22 protein-coding genes are annotated in these 26,568 nt (G+C 61.0%); 15 read left to right on the top strand and 7 right to left on the bottom strand.

The features are described from left to right. Window positions 1-82 precede the first annotated feature (82 nt). Window positions 83-964: a LysR substrate-binding domain-containing protein gene (locus J1G18_RS12355; protein WP_027612487.1), complete on the top strand. Its 882-nt coding sequence runs from the start codon at window positions 83-85 to the stop codon at window positions 962-964. A gap of 124 nt (window positions 965-1,088) precedes the next feature. Here J1G18_RS12355 and J1G18_RS12350 read toward each other — a convergent pair whose 3' ends face one another. Further along, complete coding sequence (locus J1G18_RS12350; protein WP_134787210.1) at window positions 1,089-1,703, bottom strand: NAD(P)-dependent oxidoreductase; 615 nt, start codon at window positions 1,701-1,703, stop codon at window positions 1,089-1,091. A gap of 220 nt (window positions 1,704-1,923) precedes the next feature. Continuing rightward, a complete protein-coding gene (locus J1G18_RS12345; protein ID WP_223007765.1) occupies window positions 1,924-2,802 on the bottom strand; it encodes an MBL fold metallo-hydrolase in 879 nt (292 codons plus the stop codon). A 114-nt stretch (window positions 2,803-2,916) separates the two neighbouring features. On the opposite strand from J1G18_RS12345, the gene J1G18_RS12340 reads away from it, so the two are divergent. Beyond that, entirely contained in the window at window positions 2,917-3,822 is a 906-nt protein-coding gene (locus tag J1G18_RS12340) for a LysR family transcriptional regulator (protein WP_223007764.1), read from the top strand. Between the two features lie 201 nt (window positions 3,823-4,023). Then, window positions 4,024-4,200, top strand: a complete 177-nt coding sequence (locus J1G18_RS12335) for a hypothetical protein (RefSeq protein WP_007964044.1) — start codon at window positions 4,024-4,026, stop codon at window positions 4,198-4,200. 136 nt (window positions 4,201-4,336) lie between these two features. On the opposite strand, the gene J1G18_RS12330 is transcribed toward J1G18_RS12335, so the two are convergent. Continuing rightward, window positions 4,337-5,221, bottom strand: coding sequence for a helix-turn-helix domain-containing protein (locus J1G18_RS12330; RefSeq protein WP_223007763.1), 885 nt, complete (start codon window positions 5,219-5,221; stop codon window positions 4,337-4,339). Window positions 5,222-5,398: 177 nt separating this feature from the next. Here J1G18_RS12330 and pobA point away from each other — a divergent pair, with 177 nt between their 5' ends. Both pobA and J1G18_RS12320 read left to right on the top strand, forming a co-directional pair. Then, a complete protein-coding gene (gene pobA, locus J1G18_RS12325) occupies window positions 5,399-6,592 on the top strand; it encodes a 4-hydroxybenzoate 3-monooxygenase (RefSeq protein WP_223007762.1) in 1,194 nt (397 codons plus the stop codon). Between the two features lie 79 nt (window positions 6,593-6,671). After that, the gene (locus J1G18_RS12320) at window positions 6,672-8,189 is read left to right on the top strand and encodes an MDR family MFS transporter (protein WP_098965330.1); all 1,518 of its coding nucleotides are present in this window, start codon (window positions 6,672-6,674) and stop codon (window positions 8,187-8,189) included. Window positions 8,190-8,310: 121 nt separating this feature from the next. Here J1G18_RS12320 and J1G18_RS12315 read toward each other — a convergent pair whose 3' ends face one another. From J1G18_RS12315 to J1G18_RS12300, 4 genes are all read right to left on the bottom strand, one after another. After that, window positions 8,311-9,159, bottom strand: a complete 849-nt coding sequence (locus J1G18_RS12315; protein ID WP_223007761.1) for a cache domain-containing protein — start codon at window positions 9,157-9,159, stop codon at window positions 8,311-8,313. A gap of 230 nt (window positions 9,160-9,389) precedes the next feature. Then, on the bottom strand, window positions 9,390-10,244 hold the full coding sequence (locus J1G18_RS12310) for an ATPase (RefSeq protein WP_097086018.1): 855 nt from the start codon (window positions 10,242-10,244) through the stop codon (window positions 9,390-9,392). Between the two features lie 116 nt (window positions 10,245-10,360). Next, window positions 10,361-11,353, bottom strand: a complete 993-nt coding sequence (locus tag J1G18_RS12305; protein WP_098965333.1) for an NAD-dependent epimerase/dehydratase family protein — start codon at window positions 11,351-11,353, stop codon at window positions 10,361-10,363. 53 nt (window positions 11,354-11,406) lie between these two features. Next, entirely contained in the window at window positions 11,407-12,300 is an 894-nt protein-coding gene (locus J1G18_RS12300; protein WP_095136979.1) for a LysR family transcriptional regulator ArgP, read from the bottom strand. Window positions 12,301-12,396: 96 nt separating this feature from the next. Between J1G18_RS12300 and J1G18_RS12295 the strand changes: the two genes are divergently transcribed. The 10 genes from J1G18_RS12295 (at window position 12,397) to J1G18_RS12250 (ending at window position 26,417) form a co-directional block, all read left to right on the top strand. Beyond that, window positions 12,397-12,798, top strand: coding sequence for an ACT domain-containing protein (locus J1G18_RS12295; RefSeq protein WP_098965335.1), 402 nt, complete (start codon window positions 12,397-12,399; stop codon window positions 12,796-12,798). A gap of 5 nt (window positions 12,799-12,803) precedes the next feature. Continuing rightward, a complete protein-coding gene (locus J1G18_RS12290) occupies window positions 12,804-13,406 on the top strand; it encodes a LysE/ArgO family amino acid transporter (RefSeq protein WP_134787215.1) in 603 nt (200 codons plus the stop codon). A gap of 176 nt (window positions 13,407-13,582) precedes the next feature. Then, entirely contained in the window at window positions 13,583-14,179 is a 597-nt protein-coding gene (locus J1G18_RS12285) for a superoxide dismutase (RefSeq protein WP_003227660.1), read from the top strand. Between the two features lie 321 nt (window positions 14,180-14,500). Beyond that, entirely contained in the window at window positions 14,501-16,552 is a 2,052-nt protein-coding gene (locus J1G18_RS12280; protein WP_096795124.1) for a putative bifunctional diguanylate cyclase/phosphodiesterase, read from the top strand. A 139-nt stretch (window positions 16,553-16,691) separates the two neighbouring features. Beyond that, on the top strand, window positions 16,692-18,035 hold the full coding sequence (locus tag J1G18_RS12275; RefSeq protein ID WP_134787216.1) for an imelysin family protein: 1,344 nt from the start codon (window positions 16,692-16,694) through the stop codon (window positions 18,033-18,035). Window positions 18,036-18,312: 277 nt separating this feature from the next. Beyond that, window positions 18,313-19,740 (top strand): di-heme oxidoredictase family protein, encoded by a 1,428-nt coding sequence (locus J1G18_RS12270; protein WP_223007760.1) that lies wholly within the window; start codon window positions 18,313-18,315, stop codon window positions 19,738-19,740. A 26-nt stretch (window positions 19,741-19,766) separates the two neighbouring features. Further along, the gene (locus J1G18_RS12265; RefSeq protein WP_134787218.1) at window positions 19,767-20,831 is read left to right on the top strand and encodes an imelysin family protein; all 1,065 of its coding nucleotides are present in this window, start codon (window positions 19,767-19,769) and stop codon (window positions 20,829-20,831) included. Window positions 20,832-20,845: 14 nt separating this feature from the next. Next, window positions 20,846-21,946, top strand: coding sequence for a DUF1513 domain-containing protein (locus J1G18_RS12260; RefSeq protein ID WP_223007759.1), 1,101 nt, complete (start codon window positions 20,846-20,848; stop codon window positions 21,944-21,946). Between the two features lie 282 nt (window positions 21,947-22,228). Next, window positions 22,229-23,377: an efflux RND transporter periplasmic adaptor subunit gene (locus J1G18_RS12255; RefSeq protein WP_097086027.1), complete on the top strand. Its 1,149-nt coding sequence runs from the start codon at window positions 22,229-22,231 to the stop codon at window positions 23,375-23,377. Between the two features lie 13 nt (window positions 23,378-23,390). Next, complete coding sequence (locus tag J1G18_RS12250) at window positions 23,391-26,417, top strand: multidrug efflux RND transporter permease subunit (protein ID WP_096795129.1); 3,027 nt, start codon at window positions 23,391-23,393, stop codon at window positions 26,415-26,417. Window positions 26,418-26,568 lie beyond the last annotated feature (151 nt).

The raw sequence follows: 26,568 nt of genomic DNA, 5'->3' as shown, positions 1-26,568 counted from the left end.
CTCATTGAACGGGCGGCAGGTAGCGGCAACAATCGATTAAAAGTCATACTAGCCATGTCCTCACGTCATACCTTGGATCCACATGAAACGACTGCCTCCCCTGCCCGCCCTGCACACGTTTCTGATTACTGCGCAGTGCTGCAACTTCACCCGGGCGGCCGAGCAGTTGCACATCACTCAGGGCGCGGTGAGCCGGCAGATTGCCGGGCTGGAAGCTCATCTGGGGTATGAGTTGTTCATCCGTCTGGCCCGAGGCCTGGAACTGACCGCCGAAGGACGTGAATGGCTGCCCCGGGTGGAAAAGATCTTCGGCTTGATCAGCGAGGCCACCGAGCAGATCGGGCGCAAGCGGCAAACCCTGCAACTCAAGGCGCCCAGCTGCGTGATGCGCTGGCTGGTGCCGCGCCTGCTGCAATGGCAAAAGGAACGCCCGGACGTGCCGGTCAAACTGACCACTACACTGGCCCATGGCGTCGACTTTCAGCGCGAGCAATTCGATGCGGCGGTGATCTACGGCACGCCGCCGGACAACTCCTCGACCGCGCTGCATCTGTTCGATGAGCAACTGACACCGGTCTGCTCGCCAGCATTATTGAAAGGCCCACCGGCGCTGAGCGAACCGGCCGACCTGCAACAGCATCTGCTGCTGCATCCGACCCGCGACACCCAGGACTGGACGGTGTGGCTGACCGCCGCCGAATTGCAGTTGAGCAACGTCAACATGGGGCAGCATTTCGAGACGCTGGATCAGGCGATGTCGATGGCGTCGCATGGGACGGGTGTGGCGATTGGCGACTGGTCGCTGATCGGCGATGACCTGCGCGCCGGACGGCTGGTGATGCCGTTTGATCTGAAGGTGAAGACGGGGCTGGGCTACTACGTGGTGATGCCACAAGGCGGCGAGGCGTCGCCGCAATTGGAGGAATTGATGATCTGGCTGGTGGAACAGGCGCATACCCGCTGAAGTACACAGATCCCTCCTGTGGGAGCGGGCTTGCTCGCGAATGCAGTGTGTCAATCACTTCAAATGTCGCTGACACACCGCCTTCGCGAGCAAGCCCGCTCCCACATTTGGTCTGCGTCGTTGCTTAATACCCGACCGTAAACCGCTGACGCGAATGCTTCGGCGTTTCCACTTCGTCAATCAGCGCAATCGCGTAATCGGCGAAGGTGATCCAGCTGCGACCTTCAGCACTGAACAGCAAATGGTCCTTGCCAACGCGGAAGGTACCGGTGCGCTCACCTTCGACGAACTCTGCCGATGGCGAGAGGAAAGTCCAGTCCAGATCCTTCTCCTGACGCAAGGCATCAAGAAACGCCGCGCCAGCGCTGGCCTCGGTTTTGTACTCAGCGGGGAAACCGGCGCTGTCGATCACTCGGGTGTCGTCCGGCAGCAACAGCGAACCGGCACCGCCGACCACCAGCAGACGCTTCACGCCCGCCTGCTTCACCGGGCCGACCAGAGCGCTGGCCGATACCGTGGCGAAGTGCGCGGCGCTGATCACCACGTCGTGACCGGCCACCGCAGCTTGCAGCGCTGCCGAATCCAGCACATCGACATTCTTGCTGACCACACCGGCACGCGCGCCGATCTTCGAGGTGTCGCGGGCGATGGCAGTGACGCTATGCCCGCGACGCAGGGCTTCTTCCAGCAGTTGGCTACCGGCACGGCCGGTGGCACCAATGATTGCGATCTTGCTCATGACATTCTCCAGTTGGCTTGAGAGTTTCAACGACGGCATAAATCTAATCTTGAAGCGGTATTCCCTGTGGCGAGGGAGCTTGCTCCCGCTGGAGGGCGAAGCACTCCCCGCCTGTTTCAGATACAACGTATTGGCGGGTTTTGCGCCTGCTGCGCAGGCGGGCGGGAGCAAGCTCCCTCGCCACAAAAGTCCTCTCGACCTCTGTTTCAGATCAATCGGGTTACCACTTCATCTCGCCCTTGGCGACTTTGGCACTCAGTTCCAGCGAACTTTCTTCGCCGAGTTTCGGGTAGCGCTTCTGCATGGCCTTGATCAGTGCGGCGGAATCCTTGGCCTTGGCGGTTTCTTCATCGAAAGCCTTAATGTAGTCGGCGGTGAATTTCACGCTGACCAAAGAGCGGCTGCTCTCGCCCAGGTAGTGACCCGGCACCACGGTTTTCGGCTTCAGGGTTTCGATCGAGTGCAGGGTTTGCAGCCAGTCGGCGTGGGATTGCGCGGTCTTGGTATCGGCCATCCACACATGAATATTCTCGGCGACCACAACGCCACCGACCACGGCCTTGAGCGACGGAATCCACACGAAGCTGCGATCCGGTTGTTTGCCTCCAAGACCGATCACCTGCAATTTCTGTCCTTCGAGCATCAGGCTATCGCCCTTGAGCACGCCCGGCACGATGGTTTTGGCCGGTACGTCGGCGCCCATTTTCGGGCCCCAGAAGGCGAGTTTGCCGGCGACGGTTTTGTTGATGTGATCCACGGTCGGCTGCGAGGCCAGCACTTCGGCGTCGGGGAAGGCCTGGGTCAGGGTGTCGAGGCCGAAGTAGTAATCCGGGTCACCGTGGCTGATGTAAATGGTGGTCAGGTGCTTGCCGCTGGCGCGGATCTTCTCCACCACCTGCTCGGCCTGGGCCTTGCCGAATTGTGCATCGACCAGAATCGCGTCTTTCTCGCCGCTGACCAGCACCGAAGTCACCGGGAAAATCGCGTGGGTGCCCGGGTTGTAGACATCCAGGGTCAGATTGGCGGCAGCGGCGTGGGCCGCGAAACCGAGGGTGGCGGTGGCCAGCAAAACGCGCTTGAGGGTAGTGAAGCCGATCATCTGTTGCTCCGTGATCCGAATGCCGTGTTTGGCGATGGGACAGAGCTTAGTTGCCTGACTCGGTACAAAAAATGCGATGCTTGGACATAGTTTGTTTCTGAAAGCGGGCAAATCATGGATCGTCTTCAAGCAATGCGCGTGTTTGTCACAGTGGTGGATCTGGGCAGCCAGTCGGCGGCAGCCGATCATCTGGACCTGTCACGGCCAGTGGTGTCGCGCTATCTGGCGGAGCTGGAAGACTGGGTCGGCGCGCGCCTGATGCACCGCACCACACGCAAATTGAGCCTGACCGCCGCCGGCAGTGAAATCCTGCCGCGCTGCCGGCAGATGCTCGAACTCTCGACCGACATGCAGGCCGCCGTCAGCGAACCCGACGAGGCACCGCGCGGACTGCTGCGCATCAGTGTCAGTACGTCGTTCGGTCAGGCGCAACTGGCCGATGCGATGGCGGCGTACGTCAAACGCTACCCCGGGGTCAGCATCGACATGCAGATGCTCGACCGCACGGTGAATCTGGTGGATGAGCGCATCGATCTGGCGATCCGCACCAGCAATGACCTCGATCCGAACCTGATCGCCCGGCGCCTGACCGTGTGCCGCTCGGTGGTCTGCGCCGCACCGGCTTATTTGCGCGACAACCCGCCACCGCAACGGGTCGAGGACCTGAGCCGACACAACTGCCTCACCCACTCCTACTTCGGCAAGAGCCTGTGGCATTTCGAGGAGGACGGCGAGCCCGTGTCGGTGCCGGTGCAGGGCAACATCAGCGCCAACGAGGCCAGCACTCTATTGCGCGCAACCCTGGCCGGTGCGGGCGTGGCGATGCTGCCGACCTATCAGGCCGGGGTGCATGTGCATGCCGGGGAACTGGTGCGCCTGCTGCCGGGTGCCGAGCCACGGCAGATGAACATCTACGCGGTGTACGCCTCACGCAAGCACATGCCGGCGGCGTTGCGCAGCATGCTGGATTTTCTCGTCGAACGATTCCCGGAAAATCCCGAATGGGATATGGGCCTGTAAATCCGATGCCCCTGTGGGAGCGGGCTTGCTCGCGAAGGCGGTGTATCAGTCTGGATTCTCATCGACTGACACCACGCCTTCGCGAGCAAGCCCGCTCCCACAGGGGGGATGTCACATAGGCCGAATCCGTGGCTGGCAACTCTATGCCGCTGACCTATGCTGAAAGTAATACCGCAGGGTATGCGTTCAGAGGTCTACGCCATGAACATCAGAACAAGAAGGTACTTCGCGATTTTCATCACCTGCGCTGCCACGCTGGCGCTATACGGCACCGCGGCCTGGCGGGTCGAGCAACTGCGACAACTGCCGCGCGAATACGCCAGCTGCAATTTCGAGCGCTGTATTCCGCACAACGCGACGCTTAATGCGTTGCGCTGATCGACCTGAGCTGGCATGCAGTCTTGTGGGAGGGGGCTTGCTCCCGAATGCGGTGTGTCATTCAGCATTGTTGCAAACTGATAGACCGCTTTCGGGAGCAAGCCCCCTCCCACAGGAGACCGCAGGGTCTACAAGATCACTGATCGGCCTTCAGCCGGTCACGAAACGCCTTTGGCGAAATGCCCACCCTGCGCCGGAACAGGCGCGTGAAGTTGGTCGGATCGGAAAACCCCAACAACTCCGACATCTCATAAATGGTCATGCTGGTGTAGGTCAGCAAACGTTTGGCTTCCAGCAACTGGCGTTCGTGCATGATCTGCAGCGCCGGCTGCCCAGCCAGTTCCCGGCAGGTGCCGTTGAGGTGTGACACCGAAATCCCCAGACGATGGGCGAGGTCTTCGACCTTCACATGCTGGCGGTACGTCTCCTCCACCAATTGAATGAACCCGTTGAGGTACTCGCGCTGGCGTTGCGGCCGCTGGCTGGCGTTATGGCGCACGAGCGCCTGACGGCTGACCCAGACCATGATCACGCTGACCAGCGAATGCATGAGCATTTCCCGCGCGGGTTGATGGCCGTTGTACTCGGCCTGCAACGCTGAAAACAGACTGTTCAGGTACTCCGCGTCCTTGCCCGCCGGGTAGTGCTCGGCCTGGGCCAGTGCGTGCACCGAGTTGCCCAGTTGCGCCTGCAGGTGATTGATCAGCGGATTGGCGAGGGTGACGACAAATCCTTCGACGTCCTCGGAAAAGCGAAAGCCATGCACCGACAACGGTGGCAGGACTTGAATCGCGGGTTGGTTGAGCTGCGTGCGTTGACCTTCGATTTCAAGCTCTGCCTGACCTTTGAAGACGAAGAGCAACTGGCACAAATCGGCGTGGCGGTGGGGTTTGATTTCCCATTGATGTTCGCGGCTGCGTTTGGAAATGGTTTCACAGTGCAGCAAGTCAGGGGTCGGCCAGTCCAGGCTTTCACCGTAGAGCTTGAACACCGGAATCGAAGGCAGGTCAGGCTTGTTCATCACTTCAATCCAGGCCTCGAGGTTGCGGGCGATAATCGCACCGATTGGCAGAATGTACAGGTATCGGCTCAGTTTTCACCTTCAATTGACAGACCCGCAAGGGAAAAATGCAAGCACTCGATCCATAAAAATCATTCACCGGCGCCTGTCGCGTGAAGCTTGCGAGTCATAAAAACAATGAAAACGCTGAAAACCCAAGTCGCCATCATTGGCGCCGGTCCGTCCGGATTGCTCCTCGGTCAGTTGCTGCACAACGCCGGCATCGACACCCTGATTCTCGAACGCCAGACACCCGACTATGTCCTCGGACGAATTCGCGCCGGCGTGCTTGAACAAGGCATGGTAGAGCTGTTGCGCCAGGCCGGCGTAGGCGCGCGCATGGATGCCGAAGGGCTGGTGCACGCCGGCTTCGATCTGGCACTGGATGGGCGTCTGGCACACATCGATCTGCAGGGTTTGACCGGCGGCAAAACCGTCATGGTTTACGGTCAGACCGAAGTCACGCGCGACCTGATGGCCGCTCGTCGGGAGGCTGGCGCACTGTCGTTTTATGAAGTGAGCCATGTCGTTCCTCACGGCATGAAAAGCGACGAGGCCTTTGTCACCTTCGAAAAGGATGGCGAAACCTGGCGCGTCGATTGCGATTACATCGCCGGTTGCGACGGCTTTCATGGCGTGGCCCGGCAGTCAATTCCCGAGGACTGCCTGAAGATCTTCGAACGGGTCTATCCGTTCGGCTGGTTGGGGATTCTCGCTGACACCCCGCCAGTGCACGAAGAGCTGGTCTACGCCCGGCACGAACGCGGCTTCGCCCTGTGCAGCATGCGTTCGGCCACCCGCACCCGTTATTACCTGCAAGTGCCGGCCGAGGAGAACGTTGCCGACTGGTCCGACGAGCGCTTTTGGGCTGAGCTGAAAACCCGTCTGCCCGCCGCGCTTGCCGAGAAACTGGTGACTGGCCCGTCGATTGAAAAAAGCATCGCGCCGCTGCGCAGTTTTGTCGTCGAGCCGATGCAGTACGGACGGATGTTTCTGCTCGGCGATGCCGCGCACATTGTACCGCCCACCGGCGCCAAGGGCCTGAACCTGGCCGCCAGCGATGTCAGTACGCTGTTCAACATTCTGCTGAAGGTTTATCGCGAAGGGCGCACCGATCTGCTGGAGAAATACTCGGAAATCTGCCTGCGCCGGGTATGGAAAGCCGAACGTTTCTCCTGGTGGATGACCTCGATGCTGCACCGCTTCGACGAGCACGATGATTTCAGCCAACGGATCAGCGCCTCGGAACTGGACTACTTTGTCAGTTCAGAAGCGGGTCGAAAAACCATTGCAGAAAATTACGTCGGACTTCCGTACGAGGCTATCGAATAGCCTGCTACCGACTTACACTGGCGAGCATCCACCCGCGCGCAATGGCCGTGCGGGTCCATCACTGCCCGCAGGCTCGCCCGTGACCAATCTCAATCACCCTGAAACGCCCAAACCGGCCATTCGCAGCGTGCTGGTCGCGTTGATGATGGCGATTTTTCTCGGCGCGCTGGACCAGACCATCGTCGCCGTCTCGATGCCCGCCATCTCCGCACAGTTCAAGGACGTCAGCCTGCTGGCCTGGGTGATTTCCGGGTACATGGTGGCAATGACCGTGGCGGTGCCGATCTACGGCAAACTCGGAGATTTGTACGGGCGACGCAAACTGATGCTGTTCGGCATGGGCCTGTTCACCCTCGCCTCGCTGTTCTGCGGCATGGCGCAAAGCATGGAACAACTGGTGCTGGCGCGGATTCTCCAGGGCATCGGTGCCGGCGGAATGATTTCGGTCAGTCAGGCAATCATCGGCGACATCGTTCCGCCGCGCGAACGCGGGCGTTATCAGGGCTACTTCAGCAGCATGTACGCGGTGGCCAGCGTCGCCGGGCCAGTGCTCGGCGGCTATATGACCGAATACCTGTCGTGGCGCTGGGTGTTCCTGATCAATCTGCCACTGGGGCTGGGCGCCTGGTGGGTTGCCAATCGCAATCTGCGCGGGCTGCCGATTCCGCAGCGCAAACCGATCATCGACTACCTCGGCACGCTGTTGATGATCATCGGTTTGACCGCCCTGCTGCTGGCCATCACTCAGGTCGGTCAGGGCCATTCGTGGCGCAGCAGCGAAGTGCTCGGTTTGTTCGCCTGCGCGGTGCTGGTGCTGGCGGTGTTCGTCTGGCATGAACGCCGGGCGCGTGAGCCGCTGCTGCCGATGCACTTGTTCACCAACCGCAACGCGTTGCTGTGCTGGTGCACGATTTTCTTCACCAGTTTTCAGGCGATCTCGCTGATCGTGCTGATGCCGCTGCGCTTTCAGAGCGTCACCGGCGCTGGGGCGGATGCGGCGGCATTGCACTTGCTGCCGCTGGCGATGGGCCTGCCGATCGGCGCTTATTTCGCCGGACGCCGTACTTCGGTGACCGGTCGCTACAAACCACAGATTCTGACCGGCGCGCTGCTGATGCCGATCTCGATTCTCGGCATGGCGTTCAGCCCACCCGATGCGACGCTGGTCAGCAGCCTGTTCATGCTGCTCAGCGGGATTGCCGGCGGCATGCAGTTCCCGACTTCACTGGTGGGTACGCAGAACTCGGTGGAGCAACGCGACATCGGCGTCGCCACCAGCACCACCAATCTGTTCCGCTCGCTGGGCGGCGCGGTGGGTGTGGCGTTGATGTCGGCGCTGTTGCTGGCGTTGTTGCAGGATTCGAGTTTCGCCCATCTGGCGAGCAACTCGCTGCTCAGCGAAGGGCATTCGGGCAATGTGCTGCTCGACGGTTTGAACGCCGCACCGGGCGATGCGCAGAACGCCTTGCGCGCCGAGCTTTCGGTGACGTTCCGGCATCTGCTGTGGGTGAGTACCGCGGTGTCGCTGCTGGGGCTGGCAGCGGCAATTGCGATGCCGAACAACCTGCTGCGCGGGCGCGAGCACGGCGCCAAATAACAGCAACACCTTGATCCCCTGTAGGAGTGAGCCTGCTCGCGATGAGGGTGTGTCAGTCGACATCACTGTTGAATGACACTCCCTCATCGCGAGCAGGCTCACTCCTACAAAGGCAGTTCACTCAGGGGCTGTAGTAACCCACCGCCACCAGAAAATGCCCGACCTTTTTCAGGTAGGCATGCTTGTCCTCGACCTTGCCGGTCACCGGGTTTTTCCAGCGGTATTCGTATTCGCCGTCGTCCTGTTTGGCGATCAGCGCCAGAATCGGCTCGCCCACTGGTTTGCCTTCCGGGTCCTTGATCTTGCTGAAATCGGTGTTGATCAAGCGCAGGTTGGTGCCGTGGGCAACGTAGCGTTGGGTGTCCAGATCGACCACGAACACATACAGGTCATCCTGCAGATAACCGCCCTTGAGCGAGTTGATGGCCGTCAGGGTGCCCTTCTCGTTTTTTCCCAGATCGGTTGCAGCCTTGTCGAGAAGTGCCTTTGCCTGCTCGGCTGAAGCACGCGGCAGGTAATAACCGACGGCCAGAATGCGCTGACCGATGCGCTGGTAATACACATGTTTGCGCTCGACTTTGCCGTCCGCCCAGTTCTGCCAGCGGTATTCGGCCTGTTGAATGCCGTTGCCTTCCGGCACTAGCAAGGCGTCCTTGAAGGCCTTCTGCAAATCCGGCGCAAGCACTTCGCTGACGTCACGGCCGATCAAGGCTGAGGACGGCCCGCCGCTGGCGAGCATCACGCCTTTGGTGTCGACCACGAACACGTAGCGATCCTTGTCGACGAACTCGCCCTGACGGCTGAACGCGGCGAAGGCCTTGTCGCCATTGTCGTGGTAATAGGCCAGCGCCTTTTCCAGCAAAGCGATGGCAGCCTTGCTGTCGTCCTTTTGTGTAGTGGCGGCGTTGACCTGCCCCGCCCCCACAAAAATCATCACCCCGAGCCACGCCACTTTATGCAAAAACCCCATAACGCATCCCTCGTTCTTGTTGGTGTTTCAAGAGCGTAGACGGCTTGGGGTCGGACGGAGCGCCGAATCCTGTAGCGAGGGGATTTATCCCCGATGGGCTGCGCAGCAGCCCTGATGGAGAGAACACATATTTTCTGACACACCGAGCTAATGGTTTGGGAGCTGCTGTGCAGCCCCATCGGGGATGAATCCCCTCACCACAAAGGTCCCTGGCTACAGTTCATCAGGCCCTATGGCCGGGCATTGATCTGCTGCTGCAGGTTCTGGATCTGCGCCTGCAGGGTGTTGAGGTTGCGGGTCATCTGCCCGCGGAATGCGTCGAACTCGGCGGTATTGCCGCCACCCTGCGCAGCGGCCGGACGGTTGTCCTGTTCACTCTTGAGAACGACGATTTCCTGCTCCAGACGCTCGATCGCCGCGCTCGGATTGCCTTGCTTTTTCAGCGCGGTGATATCAGCGCCGAGGCTTTTCAGCTGCGCGTCATAACTCTTGAGCTGCGCATCGACCTTGCCGGTGTCGGCCGGGGCGCTTTTCAGGGTCGCCAGTTCGGCGCTCAAGGCTTTGACCTGAGCCTGCAACTGGCTATTGGCGTTCTGTTGTTCGGTGGTCTGCGCGGTCATCTGCGCCAGACGCTTGTCCAGATCGCTGGCCTGACCGACCACGCCTTGCTGCTGTTTGCTCTGATCCAGCAACTGGGTTTCCAGCTGTTTGATCTGCAACTTCAAGGCCTCGCTGTCGCTGTTGACGTTGCTCTGGCTGGCGACGACTTTGCCGGAAATGTCCTGCAGGCGCCCTGCCGCTTCCTCGCTGATGCGTGCAAAGCTTTCCTGGGTCGCGACCAATTGCTGCTCCATCAGCGAAATCTGCTGAAAGCTCCACCAGGCCAGACCGATGAAGGCAAAGAACAACGCGCCGACCAGTGCCCACAGCGGCCCGGTGCTCGCAGCCTTGACCTTGACCACCGGCGGCGTGCGCGAGTGCACCGAGGTGCGGGCGCTGGGCGGAATGTCATCGTCGTCAAAGGTGTCGGCCCGCAGGCTCGGTACATCGTCGAAATCGTCGTTGGCATCGTTACGCATGGACATTGAGGCAACCTTTGTGGAACGCGGTGATGGCTAAATGCTGCGAAGTATAACCGCCGCAGCCGCAGGGATTGACCCTCAAGCGGCAGTGCGGTTCATTGCCGGCCGGGCGACTTGTATCAACGGATGTCCTGAGCTTTCCACCAGCCACAGAACTCGTCGAGGGCCGACCACAGGCTGACTTTCGGATCGTAGTCCAGATAATGCCGGGCGCGACTGATGTCGAGGGTGAAATTTTTCTTCATGACTTGCATGCCCAATCGCGACAGGGTCGGCTCCGGGCGTCCCGGCCAGAGTTTGCACACGCCTTCGTTGAGCGCAGCAACGCTGTAGGCCAGACCGTACGAGCGGTATTTGCTGACCTGCGGCACTTCCATTTTGCGCATCACATAATTGACCACATCCCACAGCGGCACCGGCGCGCCATTGCTGATGTTGTAGGCCTTGCCCAACGCGGAACCGGCCGCCAGCAGGCTGCTGAGCAGCGCTTCGTTGAGGTTCTGCACGCTGGTGAAATCGACCTTGTTCAGGCCGTCGCCAATGATCGCCAGACGCCCCTTGCGCTGCATGTTCAGCAGGCGCGGGAAAATGCTCATGTCGCCGGCGCCAGTGACGAAACGCGGGCGCAGGGCAATGGTTTCCAGACCGAATTCCTGCGCGCCAAAGACCTTTTGCTCGGCCAGGTATTTGGTCGCCGCGTAGTGATGTTTGAAGCGCTTGGGCACTTGCTCTTCGGTCAGGCCGAGGTGATCGCGGCCATCGAAATAGATCGACGGCGACGACAGATGCACCAGCCGCCGCACGCGCTGCTTGAGGCAGGCTTCGACGACGTTTTCGGTGACCTGCACGTTGCCCTGATGAAAGTCCTGATAGCGCCCCCACAAGCCGACGGCACCGGCACAGTGCACCACGGCTTCGACGTCGGCGCAGAGGTCGCGCACCAGATCCGCATCGGTGAGATCGCCCGGGACGAACTCGGCGCCACGGCGCACCAGATGCTCGACGCTTTCGGCCCGGCGACCGTTGACCCGCACGTCCAGGCCCTGCTCCAAAGCGAAACGCGCAAAGCGTCCGCCAATGAAGCCGCTTGCGCCGGTGACCAGAATTTTCATGTAACGCTCCGATGTCTTTCGTTTACCTGATACGTCTTTCTTGACGCTGACCATCAGCCCAAGGGCACCAGCCAGCGCGGTGAAGAACGTAGCAATTGCTCGGTCAGCAAGGCCAGCAGCTGACCGCCATTGCGCCAATGATGCCAGTACAACGGCACATCGATCGGTTTATCTGGCAACAGTTCGCGCAATACGCCGCGTTGCAGTTGATCGCGCACTTGCAGTTCCGGCACCAGGCCCCAACCAAACCCGGCTTCGGTCAGACGCACAAAACCTTCGGAGGACGGGCACAAATGATGCTCGAAACCACCATCGACACCGAGCGATGCGAGGTAGCGATGCTGGAGAAAATCGTCCGGGCCGAACACCAGCGCCGGGGTGCGCGGCAGCTGCTCGGCGCGCACCCCGTCGGGGAAATGCCGCTCGATAAACGCCGGACTGGCCAGCGCCCGATAGCGCATCGCCCCGAGCAACACGCTACGCGCACCGGCCACCGGGCGCTCGCTGGCACAGACACACGCCGCCACTTCCCCGGCACGCATGCGCTTGAGGCCGACGGTCTGATCTTCCACCACCAGATCCAGCAATAAATGCTGCTCGGCGCAGAAATCGCCCACGGCCTCGGCCCACCAGGTGGCGAGGCTGTCGGCGTTGATGGCGATGCGCAAACGCTCCGGCAGGCCTTCTTCGTCGAGCGCCGGCACTAGGGTCTGCAAGTCACGTTCGAGCAGGCGCACCTGCTGCACATGGTTGAGCAGCCGCCGGCCAATCTCGGTCGGCGATGGCGGCGTGCCGCGTACCAGCACCGGTTGGCCGACCCGCGCTTCCAGCAATTTGATCCGCTGGGAAATCGCTGATTGCGACAAGCCCAGCACCTGCGCGGCGCGTTCGAATCCGGCCTGCTCGACCACAGCGGCCAGCGCGGAAAGTAATTTATAGTCGAACATCAGTTTTCCTAATGAGCGATCAGCACTATTGGTTTTTCTTATACCGCTTTCGACCGGAGAATAGCCAGCAAGCACTCTTTATCAAGGAACACAGCAATGGCTGGCGAAACCTCACTCACAACTCTGCTGCGTAGCATGAGCCCGCAGCTCAATGCCGGTGAATACGTGTTCTGCACCCTGCGTGACGGCCAGTTGCCGAGCGGTGTGGAGATTGTCGGCAGCTTCCGCGAGCAGGAAGGCCTGACCGTGATCCTCGAACGCTCTCAGGCTGAACACGCCGGGTTCGCTTTTGATTATGTGGCGGCGTGGATCACCCTCAATGTGCATTCGGCGCTCGAAGCCGTTGGCCTGACCGCCGCGTTCGCCAGCGCGCTGGGCAAGGCCGGAATCAGTTGCAACGTGATCGCCGGTTATTACCACGACCATTTGTTTGTCGGTCAGGCCGACGCCGAGCGCGCCATGCACGTGCTGCGCGATCTGGCAGCCAACGCGGAGTAAATCTTATGTGGCAAAGCTATGTGAACGGCCTGCTGGTGGCCTTGGGGCTGATCATGGCGATCGGCACCCAGAACGCTTTTGTGCTGGCGCAGAGTCTGCGCCGCGAACATCACCTGCCGGTGGCGGCGTTGTGTGTGGCGTGCGATGCGCTCCTGGTGGCGGCCGGGGTGTTTGGTCTAGCCACCGTGCTGGCACAGAACCCGACATTGCTCGCGGTGGCACGCTGGGGCGGCGCAATTTTTCTGATCTGGTACGGCAGCCAGGCGCTGCGCCGGGCGTTCTCGAAACAGAGTCTGGATCAGGGTGAAAACCACACCGTACGCTCGTTGCGCGCGGTGATGCTCAGCGCGCTGGCAGTGACACTGCTCAACCCGCACGTTTATCTGGACACGGTGTTGCTGATCGGCTCGCTGGGGGCGCAGCAGTCGGTGCCGGGCGCTTATGTCGTGGGCGCCGCGAGCGCGTCGCTGCTGTGGTTTTTCACCCTCGCCCTCGGTGCCGCATGGCTCGCGCCGTGGCTGGCTCGGCCGAGTACCTGGCGAATTCTCGATCTTCTAGTGGCAGTGATGATGTTCACGGTGGCAGGGCAATTGATATTGGCGCAGTGATTTATTCCAAACAGCTCTGGAACCTCTATCCCACACAGTTGTTGCGTGGTTAAGCCTTGACCCCGGTGCTATGATCCGAACCCTGCGCCGCAAAGAGTAAAAACTCGTCGGTGCATTTCTGGCCGCCCGTGATCGGCCTTGCGCTCACCGCAACAGACCTGATTAGGAGAATCATCATGGCTTTCGAATTGCCGCCGCTGCCTTACGCACACGATGCCCTGCAGCCGCACATTTCCAAGGAAACCCTGGAATTTCACCACGACAAGCACCACAACACCTATGTCGTGAACCTGAACAACCTGGTGCCAGGCACCGAGTTCGAAGGCAAGACCCTGGAAGAGATCGTCAAGACTTCCTCGGGCGGCATCTTCAACAACGCCGCTCAGGTCTGGAACCACACTTTCTACTGGAACTGCCTGGCGCCAAACGCCGGCGGTCAACCAACCGGCGCACTGGCTGAAGCCATCAACGCAGCTTTCGGTTCGTTCGACAAGTTCAAGGAAGAGTTCAGCAAAACCTCGATCGGCACCTTCGGTTCCGGCTGGGGCTGGCTGGTGAAAAAGGCTGACGGTTCCCTGGCCCTGGCCAGCACCATCGGCGCCGGTAACCCGCTGACCAGCGGCGACACCCCGCTGCTGACCTGCGACGTCTGGGAACACGCTTACTACATCGACTACCGCAACCTGCGTCCGAAGTACGTTGAAGCGTTCTGGAACCTGGTCAACTGGAAGTTCGTCGCTGAGCAGTTCGAAGGCAAAACCTTCACCGCTTAAGCTACGCGCCAGATAAAAAACCCGGCTACGGCCGGGTTTTTTTATGCCTGCTTTTTTTTCACGATGAACGATGGCTCCGGCCGCTTGCCGGTGCAGCACAGCGGGCTACCATCAAATCAGCGAAAATTTGTTCCAGACTGCTCAAGTTGAGGGCCGAAACTACCGACACAGTACAAATAGAGCTGAGACTCCAGACAGCAGTATTTCGGTCAAGGCCACGGGCAAATGTTCCGAGGCTTGATTGTCCCTTTGACTGCCAACACGGGATTGCCAATACTCATGGCAACTTGACGCTACCCGCACGGAACAAGGAATAACCCTTTGAAGCTGGAACTCAAGAACAGCTTGTCGGTGAAGTTGCTCCGGGTCGTGCTCCTTTCGGCATTGATCGTCGGCGTGGTCTTGAGCTGCGCCCAGATTGTTTTCGATGCCTATAAAACCCGCCAGGCGGTGGCCGGCGACGCTCAGCGCATCCTCGACATGTTCCGTGATCCCTCGACTCAGGCGGTCTACAGCCTGGACCGGGAAATGGGCATGCAGGTGATCGAAGGCCTGTTCCAGGACGACGCGGTGCGCCAGGCTTCCATCGGCCATCCCAACGAAGCGATGCTCGCGCAGAAATCCCGTGAGTTGCAGCACTCCAACAGCCGCTGGCTGACTGACCTGATTCTCGGTCAGGAACGCACCTTCACCACCCAATTGGTCGGTCGCGGTCCCTATAGCGAGTATTACGGCGACCTGAGCATCACCCTCGACACGGCCACCTATGGCGAGAGTTTCATCGTCAGTTCGGTGATTATTTTCATTTCCGGCGTCTTGCGCGCCCTGGCCATGGGCCTGGTGCTGTATCTGGTCTATCACTGGCTGCTGACCAAGCCGCTGTCGCGGATCATCGAGCACCTCACCGAAATCAATCCCGATCGCCCCAGCGAGCACAAGATTCCGCAGCTCAAGGGTCACGAAAAGAATGAACTCGGCATCTGGATCAACACCGCCAACCAGTTGCTCGAATCGATAGAACGCAACACGCACCTGCGCCACGAAGCGGAAAACAGCCTGTTGCGCATGGCCCAGTACGACTTCCTCACCGGCCTGCCGAACCGCCAGCAATTGCAGCAGCAACTGGACAAGATTCTGGTCGACGCCGGCAAGCTGCAACGCCGGGTCGCAGTGTTGTGCGTGGGGCTGGATGATTTCAAAGGGATCAACGAGCAGTTCAGCTACCAGACCGGCGACCAGTTGCTGCTGGCGCTGGCCGACCGCCTGCGCGCCCACAGCGGTCGCCTCGGCGCCCTCGCCCGTCTGGGTGGCGACCAGTTCGCGCTGGTGCAGGCCGATATCGAACAACCTTATGAAGCGGCAGAGCTGGCGCAGAGCATCCTCGATGATCTGGAAGCGGCGTTCGCCCTCGACCATCAGGAAATCCGCCTGCGCGCGACCATCGGCATCACCCTGTTCCCCGAGGACGGCGACAGCACCGAGAAGCTGTTGCAGAAGGCCGAGCAGACCATGACGCTGGCCAAGACCCGCTCGCGCAATCGCTATCAGTTCTACATCGCCAGTGTCGACAGCGAGATGCGTCGCCGTCGCGAACTGGAAAAAGACCTGCGCGATGCGCTGATTCGCGACCAGTTCTACCTCGTCTATCAGCCGCAGATCAGCTACCGCGATCACCGCGTGGTCGGGGTCGAAGCGCTGATTCGCTGGCAGCATCCGGAACACGGTCTGGTGCCGCCGGACCTGTTCATTCCGCTGGCCGAACAGAACGGCACGATCATCGCCATCGGCGAGTGGGTGCTGGATCAGGCCTGCAAGCAATTGCGCGAATGGCACGATCAGGGCTTTGTCGATCTGCGCATGGCGGTCAACCTGTCCACCGTGCAACTGCACCACGCCGAGTTGCCGCGAGTGGTCAACAACCTGCTGCAGATCTACCGCCTGCCGCCGCGCAGCCTCGAACTGGAAGTCACCGAAACCGGCCTGATGGAAGACATCAGCACCGCCGCCCAGCATCTGCTGAGCCTGCGCCGCTCCGGCGCGCTGATCGCCATCGACGACTTCGGCACCGGCTACTCATCACTGAGTTACCTGAAAAGCCTGCCGCTGGACAAGATCAAGATCGACAAGAGCTTCGTTCAGGATCTGCTGGATGACGACGATGATGCGACCATCGTTCGCGCGATCATTCAACTGGGCAAGAGCCTGGGCATGCAGGTGATCGCCGAAGGCGTGGAAACTGCCGAGCAGGAGTCCTACATCATCTCCGAAGGCTGTCACGAAGGTCAGGGTTACCACTACAGCAAACCGCTGCCTGCCCGGGAACTGACGGCCTACCTCAAACAGGCGCAGCGTAGCAACGCGGCGATCCTTTGATGCCGCGCATAACAACCGGCTAAATAAGAAATATTTCCAGCCACAGCCCTTTACACATAATGCGAAAGATTTGCATTATGTCGCAGCTTTGCGCACCCCCGCGCCCTGTCCATTCCATTACCGAAGCAGGATGTTCGCCATGATTCGTATGCCTCTGGCTACCGCCAGTCTGCTGGCCATCGCTATTTCTCTCGCCGGTTGCGGCGAAGGCAAAGACAAGGCTGCCGCCCCGGCCGCGCCGACGCCGGCCGCCAGCACCGCCGCCGCTCCAGCACCTGCCGCTGCCGGTAAAGTCGATGAAGCCGCCGCCAAGGCTGTGGTCGCGCACTACGCCGACATGGTCTTCGCCGTCTACAGCGATGCCGAATCCACTGCGAAAACCCTGCAAACCGCGGTCGACGCGTTCCTCGCCAAACCGAACGCCGACACTCTGAAAGCCGCCAAGGCTGCCTGGGTCGCTGCGCGCGTGCCTTACCTGCAGAGCGAAGTGTTTCGCTTCGGCAACACCATCATCGACGACTGGGAAGGTCAGGTGAACGCCTGGCCGCTGGACGAAGGCCTGATCGACTACGTCGACAAATCCTACGAGCACGCGCTGGGCAACCCGGGCGCCACCGCCAACATCATCGCCAACACTGAAGTGCAGGTCGGCGAAGACAAGGTCGATGTGAAAGACATCACCCCGGAAAAACTCGCCAGCCTCAACGAGCTGGGCGGTTCCGAAGCCAACGTTGCCACCGGCTACCACGCCATCGAATTCCTGCTCTGGGGCCAGGACCTGAACGGCACCGGCCCGGGCGCCGGCAACCGTCCGGCGTCGGACTACCTGGAAGGCGCTGGCGCCACCGGCGGTCACAATGATCGTCGCCGTGCCTACCTGAAAGCCGTGACCCAACTGCTGGTCAGCGACCTGGAAGAAATGGTCGGCAACTGGAAGCCGAACGTGGCTGACAACTACCGCGCTACCCTGGAAGCCGAGCCGGCTGAAAGCGGCCTGCGCAAAATGCTCTTCGGCATGGGCAGCCTGTCCCTGGGCGAACTGGCGGGCGAGCGCATGAAGGTTTCCCTGGAAGCCAACTCCCCGGAAGACGAACAGGATTGCTTCAGCGACAACACCCACAACTCGCACTTCTACGATGCCAAAGGCATTCGTAACGTGTACCTGGGCGAATACACCCGCACCGATGGCACCAAAATGACCGGTGCCAGCCTGTCGTCGCTGGTGGCCAAGGCCGACCCGGCTGCCGACACCGCGCTGAAAGCCGATCTGGCCGCTACCGAAGCGAAAATCCAGGTCATGGTCGATCACGCCAACAAGGGTGAGCACTACGACCAGTTGATCGCTGCGGGCAACACCGCCGGCAACCAGATCGTGCGTGACGCCATCGCCGCACTGGTCAAGCAGACCGGTTCGATCGAAGCCGCCGCCGGCAAGCTGGGCATCAGCGACCTGAACCCGGACAACGCTGATCACGAGTTCTGATCAACGCTGACTGCACAAGAAGGCGACCTCCGGGTCGCCTTTTTCATGCCTGCCGTACACAAAACCCTGTGGGAGCGGGCTTGCTCGCGAAAGCGGTGTGTCAGTCAATTCATCTGTGTCTGACCCACCGCTTTCGCGAGCAAGCCCGCTCCCACAAGGGGGACTGCGTTTCTCCAAATCACTGCGCCATATCAAGCAAACGATAATTCCTCTTATTCAAACTCACTCGCCCTGTTAGACTTTGCGCCTTTGTTTTCGCCCGTCCGCAGGATGTCTGATGCCCTCGCTGCCGCTTCGCTTGTCCGCACTGTTTCTGGCCCTGGGCCTGAGTGCCTGCGATGACGCCCCGCGTTTTACCAAGGCTGAGCCGGGTGAAGCGCGTTCGGGCGGAGCGGCGACTGTGCGCAAGACCGATCAGAATGCGTTCTCGTTGCCTTCGGCCAATCTGCCGCCGTCGCGCCGGGTCGACTTCAGTGTCGGCAACAGCTTTTTCCGCAGTCCGTGGGTGATCGCCCCGTCGACCACCACCGCCCGCGATGGCCTCGGCCCGCTGTTCAACACCAACGCCTGCCAGAACTGCCACATCAAGGATGGTCGTGGACATCCGCCAACGCCGGATGCGGCGAACGCGGTGTCGATGCTGGTGCGTCTGTCGATTCCCGATTCGCCGGCCTATGCCAAAGTCATCGAGCAAGTCGGCGTGGTGCCCGAGCCGGTCTACGGCGGCCAGTTCCAGGACATGGCCGTGCCCGGGGTCACCCCGGAAGGCAAGGTGCGCGTCGAGTACACCCCGGTGCCGATCCGTTTCAAGGACGGCACCGAAGTCGAGCTGCGCAAACCGGTTCTGCAATTCACTCAGTTGGGCTACGGCCCGATGCACCCGGACACGCGTTTCTCGGCCCGCGTCGCACCGCCGATGATCGGCCTCGGCCTGCTCGAAGCCATTCCCGAAGAAGCGATCCTCGCCAACGCCGCCGCGCAGGCCAAAGAGAACAACGGCATTAAGGGTCGCGTAAATCGGGTCTGGGACGATGAGTTACAGAAAACCGTGGCCGGCCGTTTTGGCTGGAAAGCCGGACAACCGAATCTCAATCAGCAGAATGTCCACGCGTTTTCCGGGGACATGGGCCTGACCACCAGCCTGAGACCCTTCGATGACTGCACCGACGCGCAAACCGCGTGCAAGCAGGCGCCGAATGGCAATGGCCCGGACGGCGAGCCGGAAGTCAGCGACAACATCCTGCGTCTGGTGCTGTTCTACACACGCAACCTCGCAGTGCCGGCACGTCGTGGCGTCAACGACCAACAAGTGCTGGCCGGCAAAAACCTGTTCTTCCAGGCTGGCTGCCAGTCCTGCCACACACCGAAATACACCACCGCCGCCAACGCCGCCGAACCTGAACTGGCCAATCAAGTGATTCGCCCGTACAGCGACCTGCTGCTGCACGACATGGGCGACGGTCTGGCCGACAACCGCACTGAATTCAAGGCCTCCGGCCGCGACTGGCGCACCCCGCCGTTGTGGGGGATCGGCCTGACGCAAGCGGTCAGTGGTCACACTCAGTTTCTGCATGACGGCCGCGCCCGCAACCTGCTCGAAGCCGTGCTCTGGCATGGCGGCGAAGCGCAGCAGGCGCAGCAACAGGTTTTGTCTTTCAACGCCGAGCAGCGTGCTGCGCTGCTGGCGTTCTTGAACTCACTTTAAACACTTAAAAGAATCGGGAGCCCGACATGTTCCGTCCCAAGTTGTTGTTCACCAGCCTTGCCGCACTCGCCCTCGGCGCCTGCTCGCCGCAGGACCCGCAAGCAGTCACGTCGGCGGCCATCGCCAAATCGGTGATCCTGCCGACTTACACCCGTTGGGTCGAAGCCGACAAGCAACTGGCGGTCAGCGCCCTCGCCTACTGTCAGGGCAAGGAAACCCTGGAAACCGCTCGCGCCGACTTCCTGCACGCGCAGAAAGCCTGGGCCGAGCTGCAACCGCTGCTGATCGGCCCATTGGCCGAGGGCAACCGTTCGTGGCAGGTGCAGTTCTGGCCGGACAAGAAAAACCTCGTTGGTCGTCAGGTCGAGCAACTGGTGGTCGCCCAGCCGCAGATCGACGCCGCCGCTCTGGCCAAATCCAGCGTGGTGGTGCAGGGCCTGTCGGCTTACGAATACATCCTGTTCGATGAAAAACCGGACGTCGCCAATGCTGATCAGAAGGCCAAATACTGCCCACTGCTGATCGCCATCGGCGAGCGTCAGAAGCAACTGGCCGAAGAGATTCTGCAGAGCTGGAACAACACCGACGGCATGCTCGCGCAGATGAGCAAATTCCCCAACCAGCGCTACGCCGACTCTCACGAAGCGATCGCCGATCTGCTGCGTGTGCAGGTCACCGCCCTCGACACCCTGAAGAAAAAACTCGGTACGCCGATGGGCCGTCAGAGCAAGGGCGTGCCGCAGCCGTTCCAGGCTGATGCGTGGCGCAGCCAGTCGTCGCTGACCGCGCTGGAAGCCAGTCTGGCTGCAGCCAAAACCGTCTGGGAAGGCGTCGACAACAAAGGCCTGCGCGGTCTGCTGCCGGCCGAGCAGAAGCCCCTGGCGGACAAGATCGACGCCGCCTACGCCGCGTCGCTGAAACTGTTCGACAGCAGCCAGCGCTCGCTGACCGAAATGCTTCAGGACGACGCAGGTCGTCAACAACTCAACGATCTCTACGACAGCCTCAACGTCGTCCATCGCCTGCACGAAGGCGAACTGGCCAAGGCGCTGGGCATCCAACTGGGCTTCAACGCCAACGACGGTGACTGATGAGGGCAAGTGCCATGCTGCGACGCCAGGCTCTGACTTTAGGTAGTTTGCTGCTGGGAGCAGTGACACTGGGCGGCTGGACGCTGTTCAAGCGCAAGGATCAGAGCCCGCTGTTGCTCTCGGCGCGCGATGACACCGACGGCAAGCATTACGCCGTCGGTTATCGGCTGGACGGTACGCGGGTGTTCGCCACCGAGGTCGGCCAGCGCTGCCACGACATCATCAACCACCCGACGCTGCCGATCGCGCTGTTCGTCGCCCGCCGCCCGGGCACCGAGAGCTACCTGATCGATCTGCGCGACGGGACGTTGCTGCAAACCGTGACGTCGCAGCCGAACCGGCATTTCTACGGTCACGCCGTGGTGCACAAGGACGGCGAATACCTGTACGCCACCGAGAACGACACCACGGATCCGGGGCGTGGCCTGCTCGGGGTGTACAAGTTCGAAGGCGAGCGGCTGGTGCACAGCGGCGAGATTTCCACCCATGGCCTCGGCCCGCATCAGGTGTCGTGGATGCCCGATGGCGAAACCCTGGTGGTGGCCAACGGCGGGATTCGGACCGAGGCCGAAAGCCGCGTCGACATGAACCTCAACGCCATGGAACCTAGCCTGGTGCTGATGCAGCGTGACGGCACCCTGCTGAGCAAGGAAACCCTTTCCCAACAGATGAACAGCGTGCGTCACCTGGGCATCGCCAGCGACGGCACCATCGTCGCCGGCCAGCAGTTCATGGGCGCCTCGCATGAGCGTTCCGAGCTGTTGGCGATCAAGCGTCCGGGCCAGCCCTTCGTGGCATTCCCGGTGCCAGAGCATCAGTTGCAGTCGATGGGTCATTACACCGCCAGCGTCGCAGTGCACAGCGATCTGCGGCTGGTGGCGCTGACCGCGCCGCGTGGCAATCGCTTCTTCATCTGGGACCTGGACAGCGGCGAAGTGCGCCTCGACGCGCCGCTGCCCGATTGCGCCGGTGTTGGTGCGGTGAAGGACGGCTTCGTCGTGACCTCGGGTCAGGGTCGTTGCCGCTACTACGATTGCCGCCAGGATGAGCTGCTGGCCAAACCGCTGGAATTGCCGGCGGGGCTCTGGGACAACCATCTGCACTTGATCGCATAACCCACCTGTTCTGAGTACGACTCATAACCTGTGGCGAGGGGATTTATCCCCGATCGGCTGCGCAGCAGTCGCAAAACCATCGCACACGGTTCAATTGACAGACCGCGGTTTCAGGTTTTGGGGCGGCTTCGCCACCCATCGGGGATGAATCCCCTCACCACAGGTTCAGTGTTTAGACTTCCTCACTCCGTCCTCACTGTAATAACTGCCAGTTGGAATCCCCACCTGACTCGGAGTAATGTGCCCGCCTGTCTCACCTGATTTATCCAAGGAACTGGAAATATGCTGCGTCGCCGCATGCTGATCATGTTGGGTGTTGTCTTGCTGGTCGTCCTGGTATTGGGCGGGTACAAAGCCTTTTCGATCTACACCATGATCCAGGGCTTCTCCAAACCAAAACCGCCGATCAGTGTCGCCGTGGCCCGCGCCAGCGAACAGCCGTGGCAGATGCGTTTGCCCACCGTCGGCTCGCTCAAGGCCTTGCAAGGCGTCGAGCTGAGTCTTGAAGTCGCCGGCACCGTCACCGAACTCAAATTCGAATCCGGACAGAAGGTCAAGGCCGGGCAACCGCTGCTGCAGCTCGACAGCGCGGTCGAGACCGCCCTGCTGGAAACCGCCAAGGCTGACCTGGGACTGGCGCAACTGGATTTCGGTCGCGGCAGCCAACTGGTCGACAGCCGCGCGATCTCCAAAGGCGAGTACGACCGTCTCTCCGCCGTGTTGCAAAAGAACAAGGCCACGGTCAATCAGCTCAACGCTTCGCTGGCGAAAAAACGCATCCTCGCGCCGTTCAGCGGCACCATCGGCATCCGTCAGGTGGATGTCGGCGACTACCTCGCCAGCGGCACCAAAATCGCCACCCTGCAGGATCTGAGCAGCCTCTACGCCGACTTCTATGTGCCGGAGCAATCGGTGCCGAAACTGGCCATCGGTCAACCGGTACAGATCGGCGTCGCGGCCTATCCCGGGCAGAACTTCCCCGGCGCCATCAGCGCGATCAACCCGATTGTCGAGAGCACCACGCGCAATATTCTGGTGCGCGCGACCCTGGCCAACCCCGACGGCAAATTGCTGCCGGGCATGTTCGCCAGCCTCAACGTGTTGCTGCCCGATCCGCAGAAACACATCGTGGTGCCGGAAAGCGCGATCACCTACACCCTCTACGGCAACTCGCTGTACGTGGTCGGACAAAAGAAGGCCGAGGACGGCAGCGTCGAAAAAGACGACAAGGGCCAACCGGTACTGATCGCCGAACGTCGCTTCATCGAGACCGGTGAGCGCCGCGATGGCCTGGTGATGATCAACAAGGGCGTGCAGAGCGGCGAACAAGTAGTGACCGCCGGCCAGATCAAACTGGACAACGGCGCACACATTGCCATCAGCGACGACAAGACCCTCGGCGAGCAGAACAGTCCGCCTCGCGCCGACTGATCAAGGAATCCCCATGGCTTTTACCGATCCGTTCATCCGCCGCCCGGTGCTCGCCACCGTGGTCAGCCTGCTGATTGTGCTGCTGGGTTTCCAGGCCTGGAGCAAACTGCCGCTGCGCCAGTACCCGCAAATGGAAAACGCCCTGATCACGGTGACCACCGCCTACCCCGGGGCCAACGCCGAGACCATTCAGGGCTACATCACCCAACCGATGCAACAGAGCCTGGCCAGCGCCGAGGGCATCGACTACATGACCTCGGTCAGTCGCCAGAACTTCTCGGTGATCTCGATCTACGCGCGCATCGGTTCCAACACCGACCGTCTGTTCACCGAACTGCTGGCCAAGGCCAATGAGGTGAAGAACAAACTGCCGCAGGACGCCGAAGACCCGGTGCTGAGCAAGGAATCGGCCGACGCCTCGGCGCTGATGTACATCAGTTTCTTCAGCAAGGACTTGAGCAACCCGCAGATCACCGACTACCTGTCGCGGGTGATCCAGCCGAAACTGGCGACCCTGCCGGGCATGGCCGAGGCGGAGATTCTCGGTAATCAGGTATTCGCCATGCGCCTGTGGCTCGACCCGGTGAAGCTCGCTGGTTTCGGCCTCAGCGCCAGCGACGTGACCAACGCCGTGCGCCAGTACAACTTCCTCTCCGCCGCTGGCGAGGTGAAGGGCGAGTACGTGGTCACCAGCATCAACGCCAACACCGAACTGAAGTCCGCCGAAGCCTTCGCGGCGATCCCGCTCAAGGTCAGTGGCGACAGCCGCGTACTGCTCAGTGATGTCGCGCGGGTCGAGATGGGCGCGGAAAACTACGATTCGATCAGTTCGTTCGGCGGCACGCCGTCGGTGTACATCGGCATCAAGGCCACGCCGGGCGCCAACCCGCTGGATGTGATCAAGGAAGTGCGCAAGCTGATGCCGGAGCTGGAAGCGCAATTGCCGCCCAACCTCAAGAGCGAGATTGCCTACGACGCCACCCAGTTCATCCAGGCCTCGATCGACGAAGTGGTGAAAACCCTGTTTGAAGCGGTGCTGATCGTGATCGTCGTGGTGTTCCTGTTCCTCGGCGCGTTGCGCTCGGTGGTGATCCCGGTGGTGACCATCCCGCTGTCGATGATCGGCGTGATGTTCTTCATGCAGATGATGGGCTACTCGATCAACCTTCTGACCCTGCTGGCGATGGTGCTGGCCATCGGTCTGGTGGTAGATGACGCGATTGTGGTGGTGGAGAACATTCACCGGCATATCGAGGAAGGCAAGACGCCGCTGGAGGCCGCGCTGGAAGGTGCGCGGGAAATCGCCATGCCGGTGGTGTCGATGACCATCACCCTGGCGGCGGTGTATGCGCCGATCGGCTTCCTCACCGGGCTGACCGGGGCCTTGTTCAAGGAGTTCGCCCTGACCCTGGCCGGCGCCGTGGTGATCTCCGGGATCGTCGCCCTGACCCTGTCGCCGATGATGTGCGCCCTGCTGTTGCGCCACGAGGAAAACCCCAGTGGCCTGGCGCACCGCCTCGACCGCATTTTCGACGGTCTCAAGCGCCGCTACCAGAGCATGCTCCACGGCACATTGAACACGCGGCCGGTGGTGCTGGTGTTCGCGGTGATCGTGTTGTGCCTGATCCCGGTGTTTCTCAAGTTCACCAAGTCGGAACTGGCGCCTGACGAGGATCAGGGCATCATCTTCATGATGGCCACGGCCCCCCAGCCGACCAACCTCGATTACCTGAGCACTTACACCGACGAATTCATTAAGATCTTCAAGGAGTTTCCGGAGTACTACTCCTCGTTTCAGATCAACGGCTACAACGGTGTGCAGGCGGGCATCGGTGGCTTCCTGCTCAAGCCGTGGAACGAGCGCAGCCGCACGCAGATGCAGATCCTGCCCGAGGTGCAAGGCAAACTGGCGAGTATCCCCGGCCTGCAGATTTTCGGCTTCAACCTGCCCTCCTTGCCCGGCACCGGTGAAGGTTTGCCGTTCGAATTCGTGGTCAATACCGCCAACGACTACGAATTGCTGCTGCAAGTGGCCGACCGGATCAAGAAACGTGCGATGGAGTCGGGCAAGTTCGCCTTCGTCGACCTCGACCTGGCGTTCGACAAGCCGGAAGTGGTGGTCGATATCGACCGTGCCAAAGCCGCGCAGATGGGCGTGTCGATGCAGGATCTGGGTGGCACCCTGGCGACGCTGCTGGGTGAGGCGGAAATCAACCGATTCACCATCGAAGGCCGCAGTTACAAGGTGATTGCCCAGGTTGAACGACCGTACCGCGAAAACCCCGGCTGGCTGAACAACTACTACGTGAAGAACACCCAGGGCGAGCTGCTGCCGCTGTCGACCCTGATCAAGGTCAGCGACCGGGCGCGACCGCGCCAGCTCAACCAGTTCCAGCAACTCAACGCGGCGAAGATTTCCGGATTCCCGCTGGTCAGCATGGGCGAAGCCATCGACACCGTGCTGCAGATCGCCCGGGAGGAAGCGCCAGCCGGGTTTGCCTTCGACTATGGCGGCGCCTCGCGCCAGTACGTGCAGGAAGGCAGCGCTCTATGGGTAACCTTCGCCCTGGCGCTGGCGATCATTTTCCTGGTGCTTGCAGCGCAGTTCGAGAGCTTCCGTGATCCGCTGGTGATTCTGGTGACGGTGCCGCTGTCGATCTGTGGTGCGTTGATTCCGCTGTTCCTTGGCTGGTCGAGCATGAACATCTACACCCAGGTCGGGCTGGTAACCCTGATCGGGCTGATCAGCAAGCACGGGATCCTGATCGTCGAGTTCGCCAACCAACTGCGCAAGGACAAGGGCCTGACCGCGCGCGAAGCGGTCGAGGAAGCGGCGGCAATCCGCTTGCGCCCGGTGTTGATGACCACGGCGGCGATGGTGTTCGGCATGGTGCCGTTGATTCTGGCGACCGGTGCGGGCGCCGTGAGCCGGTTCGATATCGGCACCGTGATTGCAACGGGGATGTCGATCGGCACCCTGTTTACGCTGTTTGTGCTGCCGTGCATCTACACCCTATTGGCGAAACCCGATCCGAAATAACAGCGATTTACCCTTGTGGGAGCGGGCTTGCTCGCGAAAGCGTCAGGTCAGTCAACAGCCATGCTGAATGTGCCGGCCCCTTCGTGAGCAAGCCCACTCCCACCCTTGATCGCGGCCAGCCCCCCAATCCTTCATCCACCACAGTCCCCTG

The sequence above is a fragment of the Pseudomonas sp. MIS38 genome, from assembly GCF_019891575.1.
In the GTDB taxonomy this organism is placed as follows: domain Bacteria; phylum Pseudomonadota; class Gammaproteobacteria; order Pseudomonadales; family Pseudomonadaceae; genus Aquipseudomonas; species Aquipseudomonas putida_A.
This window is presented reverse-complemented; position numbering and strand designations above follow the sequence as displayed.

What these genes read in the sequence shown, in the direction of transcription:
- J1G18_RS12315 (WP_223007761.1), bottom strand. Translation starts at nt 9,159, where the DNA reads ATGGGGTTTTTGCATAAAGTGGCGTGGCTCGGGGTGATGATTTTTGTG.
- pobA (WP_223007762.1), top strand. Translation starts at nt 5,399, where the DNA reads ATGAAAACGCTGAAAACCCAAGTCGCCATCATTGGCGCCGGTCCGTCC.
- J1G18_RS12330 (WP_223007763.1), bottom strand. Translation starts at nt 5,221, where the DNA reads ATGAACAAGCCTGACCTGCCTTCGATTCCGGTGTTCAAGCTCTACGGT.
- J1G18_RS12285 (WP_003227660.1), top strand. Translation starts at nt 13,583, where the DNA reads ATGGCTTTCGAATTGCCGCCGCTGCCTTACGCACACGATGCCCTGCAG.
- J1G18_RS12275 (WP_134787216.1), top strand. Translation starts at nt 16,692, where the DNA reads ATGATTCGTATGCCTCTGGCTACCGCCAGTCTGCTGGCCATCGCTATT.
- J1G18_RS12300 (WP_095136979.1), bottom strand. Translation starts at nt 12,300, where the DNA reads ATGTTCGACTATAAATTACTTTCCGCGCTGGCCGCTGTGGTCGAGCAG.
- J1G18_RS12295 (WP_098965335.1), top strand. Translation starts at nt 12,397, where the DNA reads ATGGCTGGCGAAACCTCACTCACAACTCTGCTGCGTAGCATGAGCCCG.
- J1G18_RS12270 (WP_223007760.1), top strand. Translation starts at nt 18,313, where the DNA reads ATGCCCTCGCTGCCGCTTCGCTTGTCCGCACTGTTTCTGGCCCTGGGC.
- J1G18_RS12355 (WP_027612487.1), top strand. Translation starts at nt 83, where the DNA reads ATGAAACGACTGCCTCCCCTGCCCGCCCTGCACACGTTTCTGATTACT.
- J1G18_RS12345 (WP_223007765.1), bottom strand. Translation starts at nt 2,802, where the DNA reads ATGATCGGCTTCACTACCCTCAAGCGCGTTTTGCTGGCCACCGCCACC.
- J1G18_RS12305 (WP_098965333.1), bottom strand. Translation starts at nt 11,353, where the DNA reads ATGAAAATTCTGGTCACCGGCGCAAGCGGCTTCATTGGCGGACGCTTT.
- J1G18_RS12340 (WP_223007764.1), top strand. Translation starts at nt 2,917, where the DNA reads ATGGATCGTCTTCAAGCAATGCGCGTGTTTGTCACAGTGGTGGATCTG.
- J1G18_RS12290 (WP_134787215.1), top strand. Translation starts at nt 12,804, where the DNA reads ATGTGGCAAAGCTATGTGAACGGCCTGCTGGTGGCCTTGGGGCTGATC.
- J1G18_RS12260 (WP_223007759.1), top strand. Translation starts at nt 20,846, where the DNA reads ATGCTGCGACGCCAGGCTCTGACTTTAGGTAGTTTGCTGCTGGGAGCA.
- J1G18_RS12335 (WP_007964044.1), top strand. Translation starts at nt 4,024, where the DNA reads ATGAACATCAGAACAAGAAGGTACTTCGCGATTTTCATCACCTGCGCT.
- J1G18_RS12350 (WP_134787210.1), bottom strand. Translation starts at nt 1,703, where the DNA reads ATGAGCAAGATCGCAATCATTGGTGCCACCGGCCGTGCCGGTAGCCAA.
- J1G18_RS12255 (WP_097086027.1), top strand. Translation starts at nt 22,229, where the DNA reads ATGCTGCGTCGCCGCATGCTGATCATGTTGGGTGTTGTCTTGCTGGTC.
- J1G18_RS12265 (WP_134787218.1), top strand. Translation starts at nt 19,767, where the DNA reads ATGTTCCGTCCCAAGTTGTTGTTCACCAGCCTTGCCGCACTCGCCCTC.
- J1G18_RS12310 (WP_097086018.1), bottom strand. Translation starts at nt 10,244, where the DNA reads ATGTCCATGCGTAACGATGCCAACGACGATTTCGACGATGTACCGAGC.
- J1G18_RS12250 (WP_096795129.1), top strand. Translation starts at nt 23,391, where the DNA reads ATGGCTTTTACCGATCCGTTCATCCGCCGCCCGGTGCTCGCCACCGTG.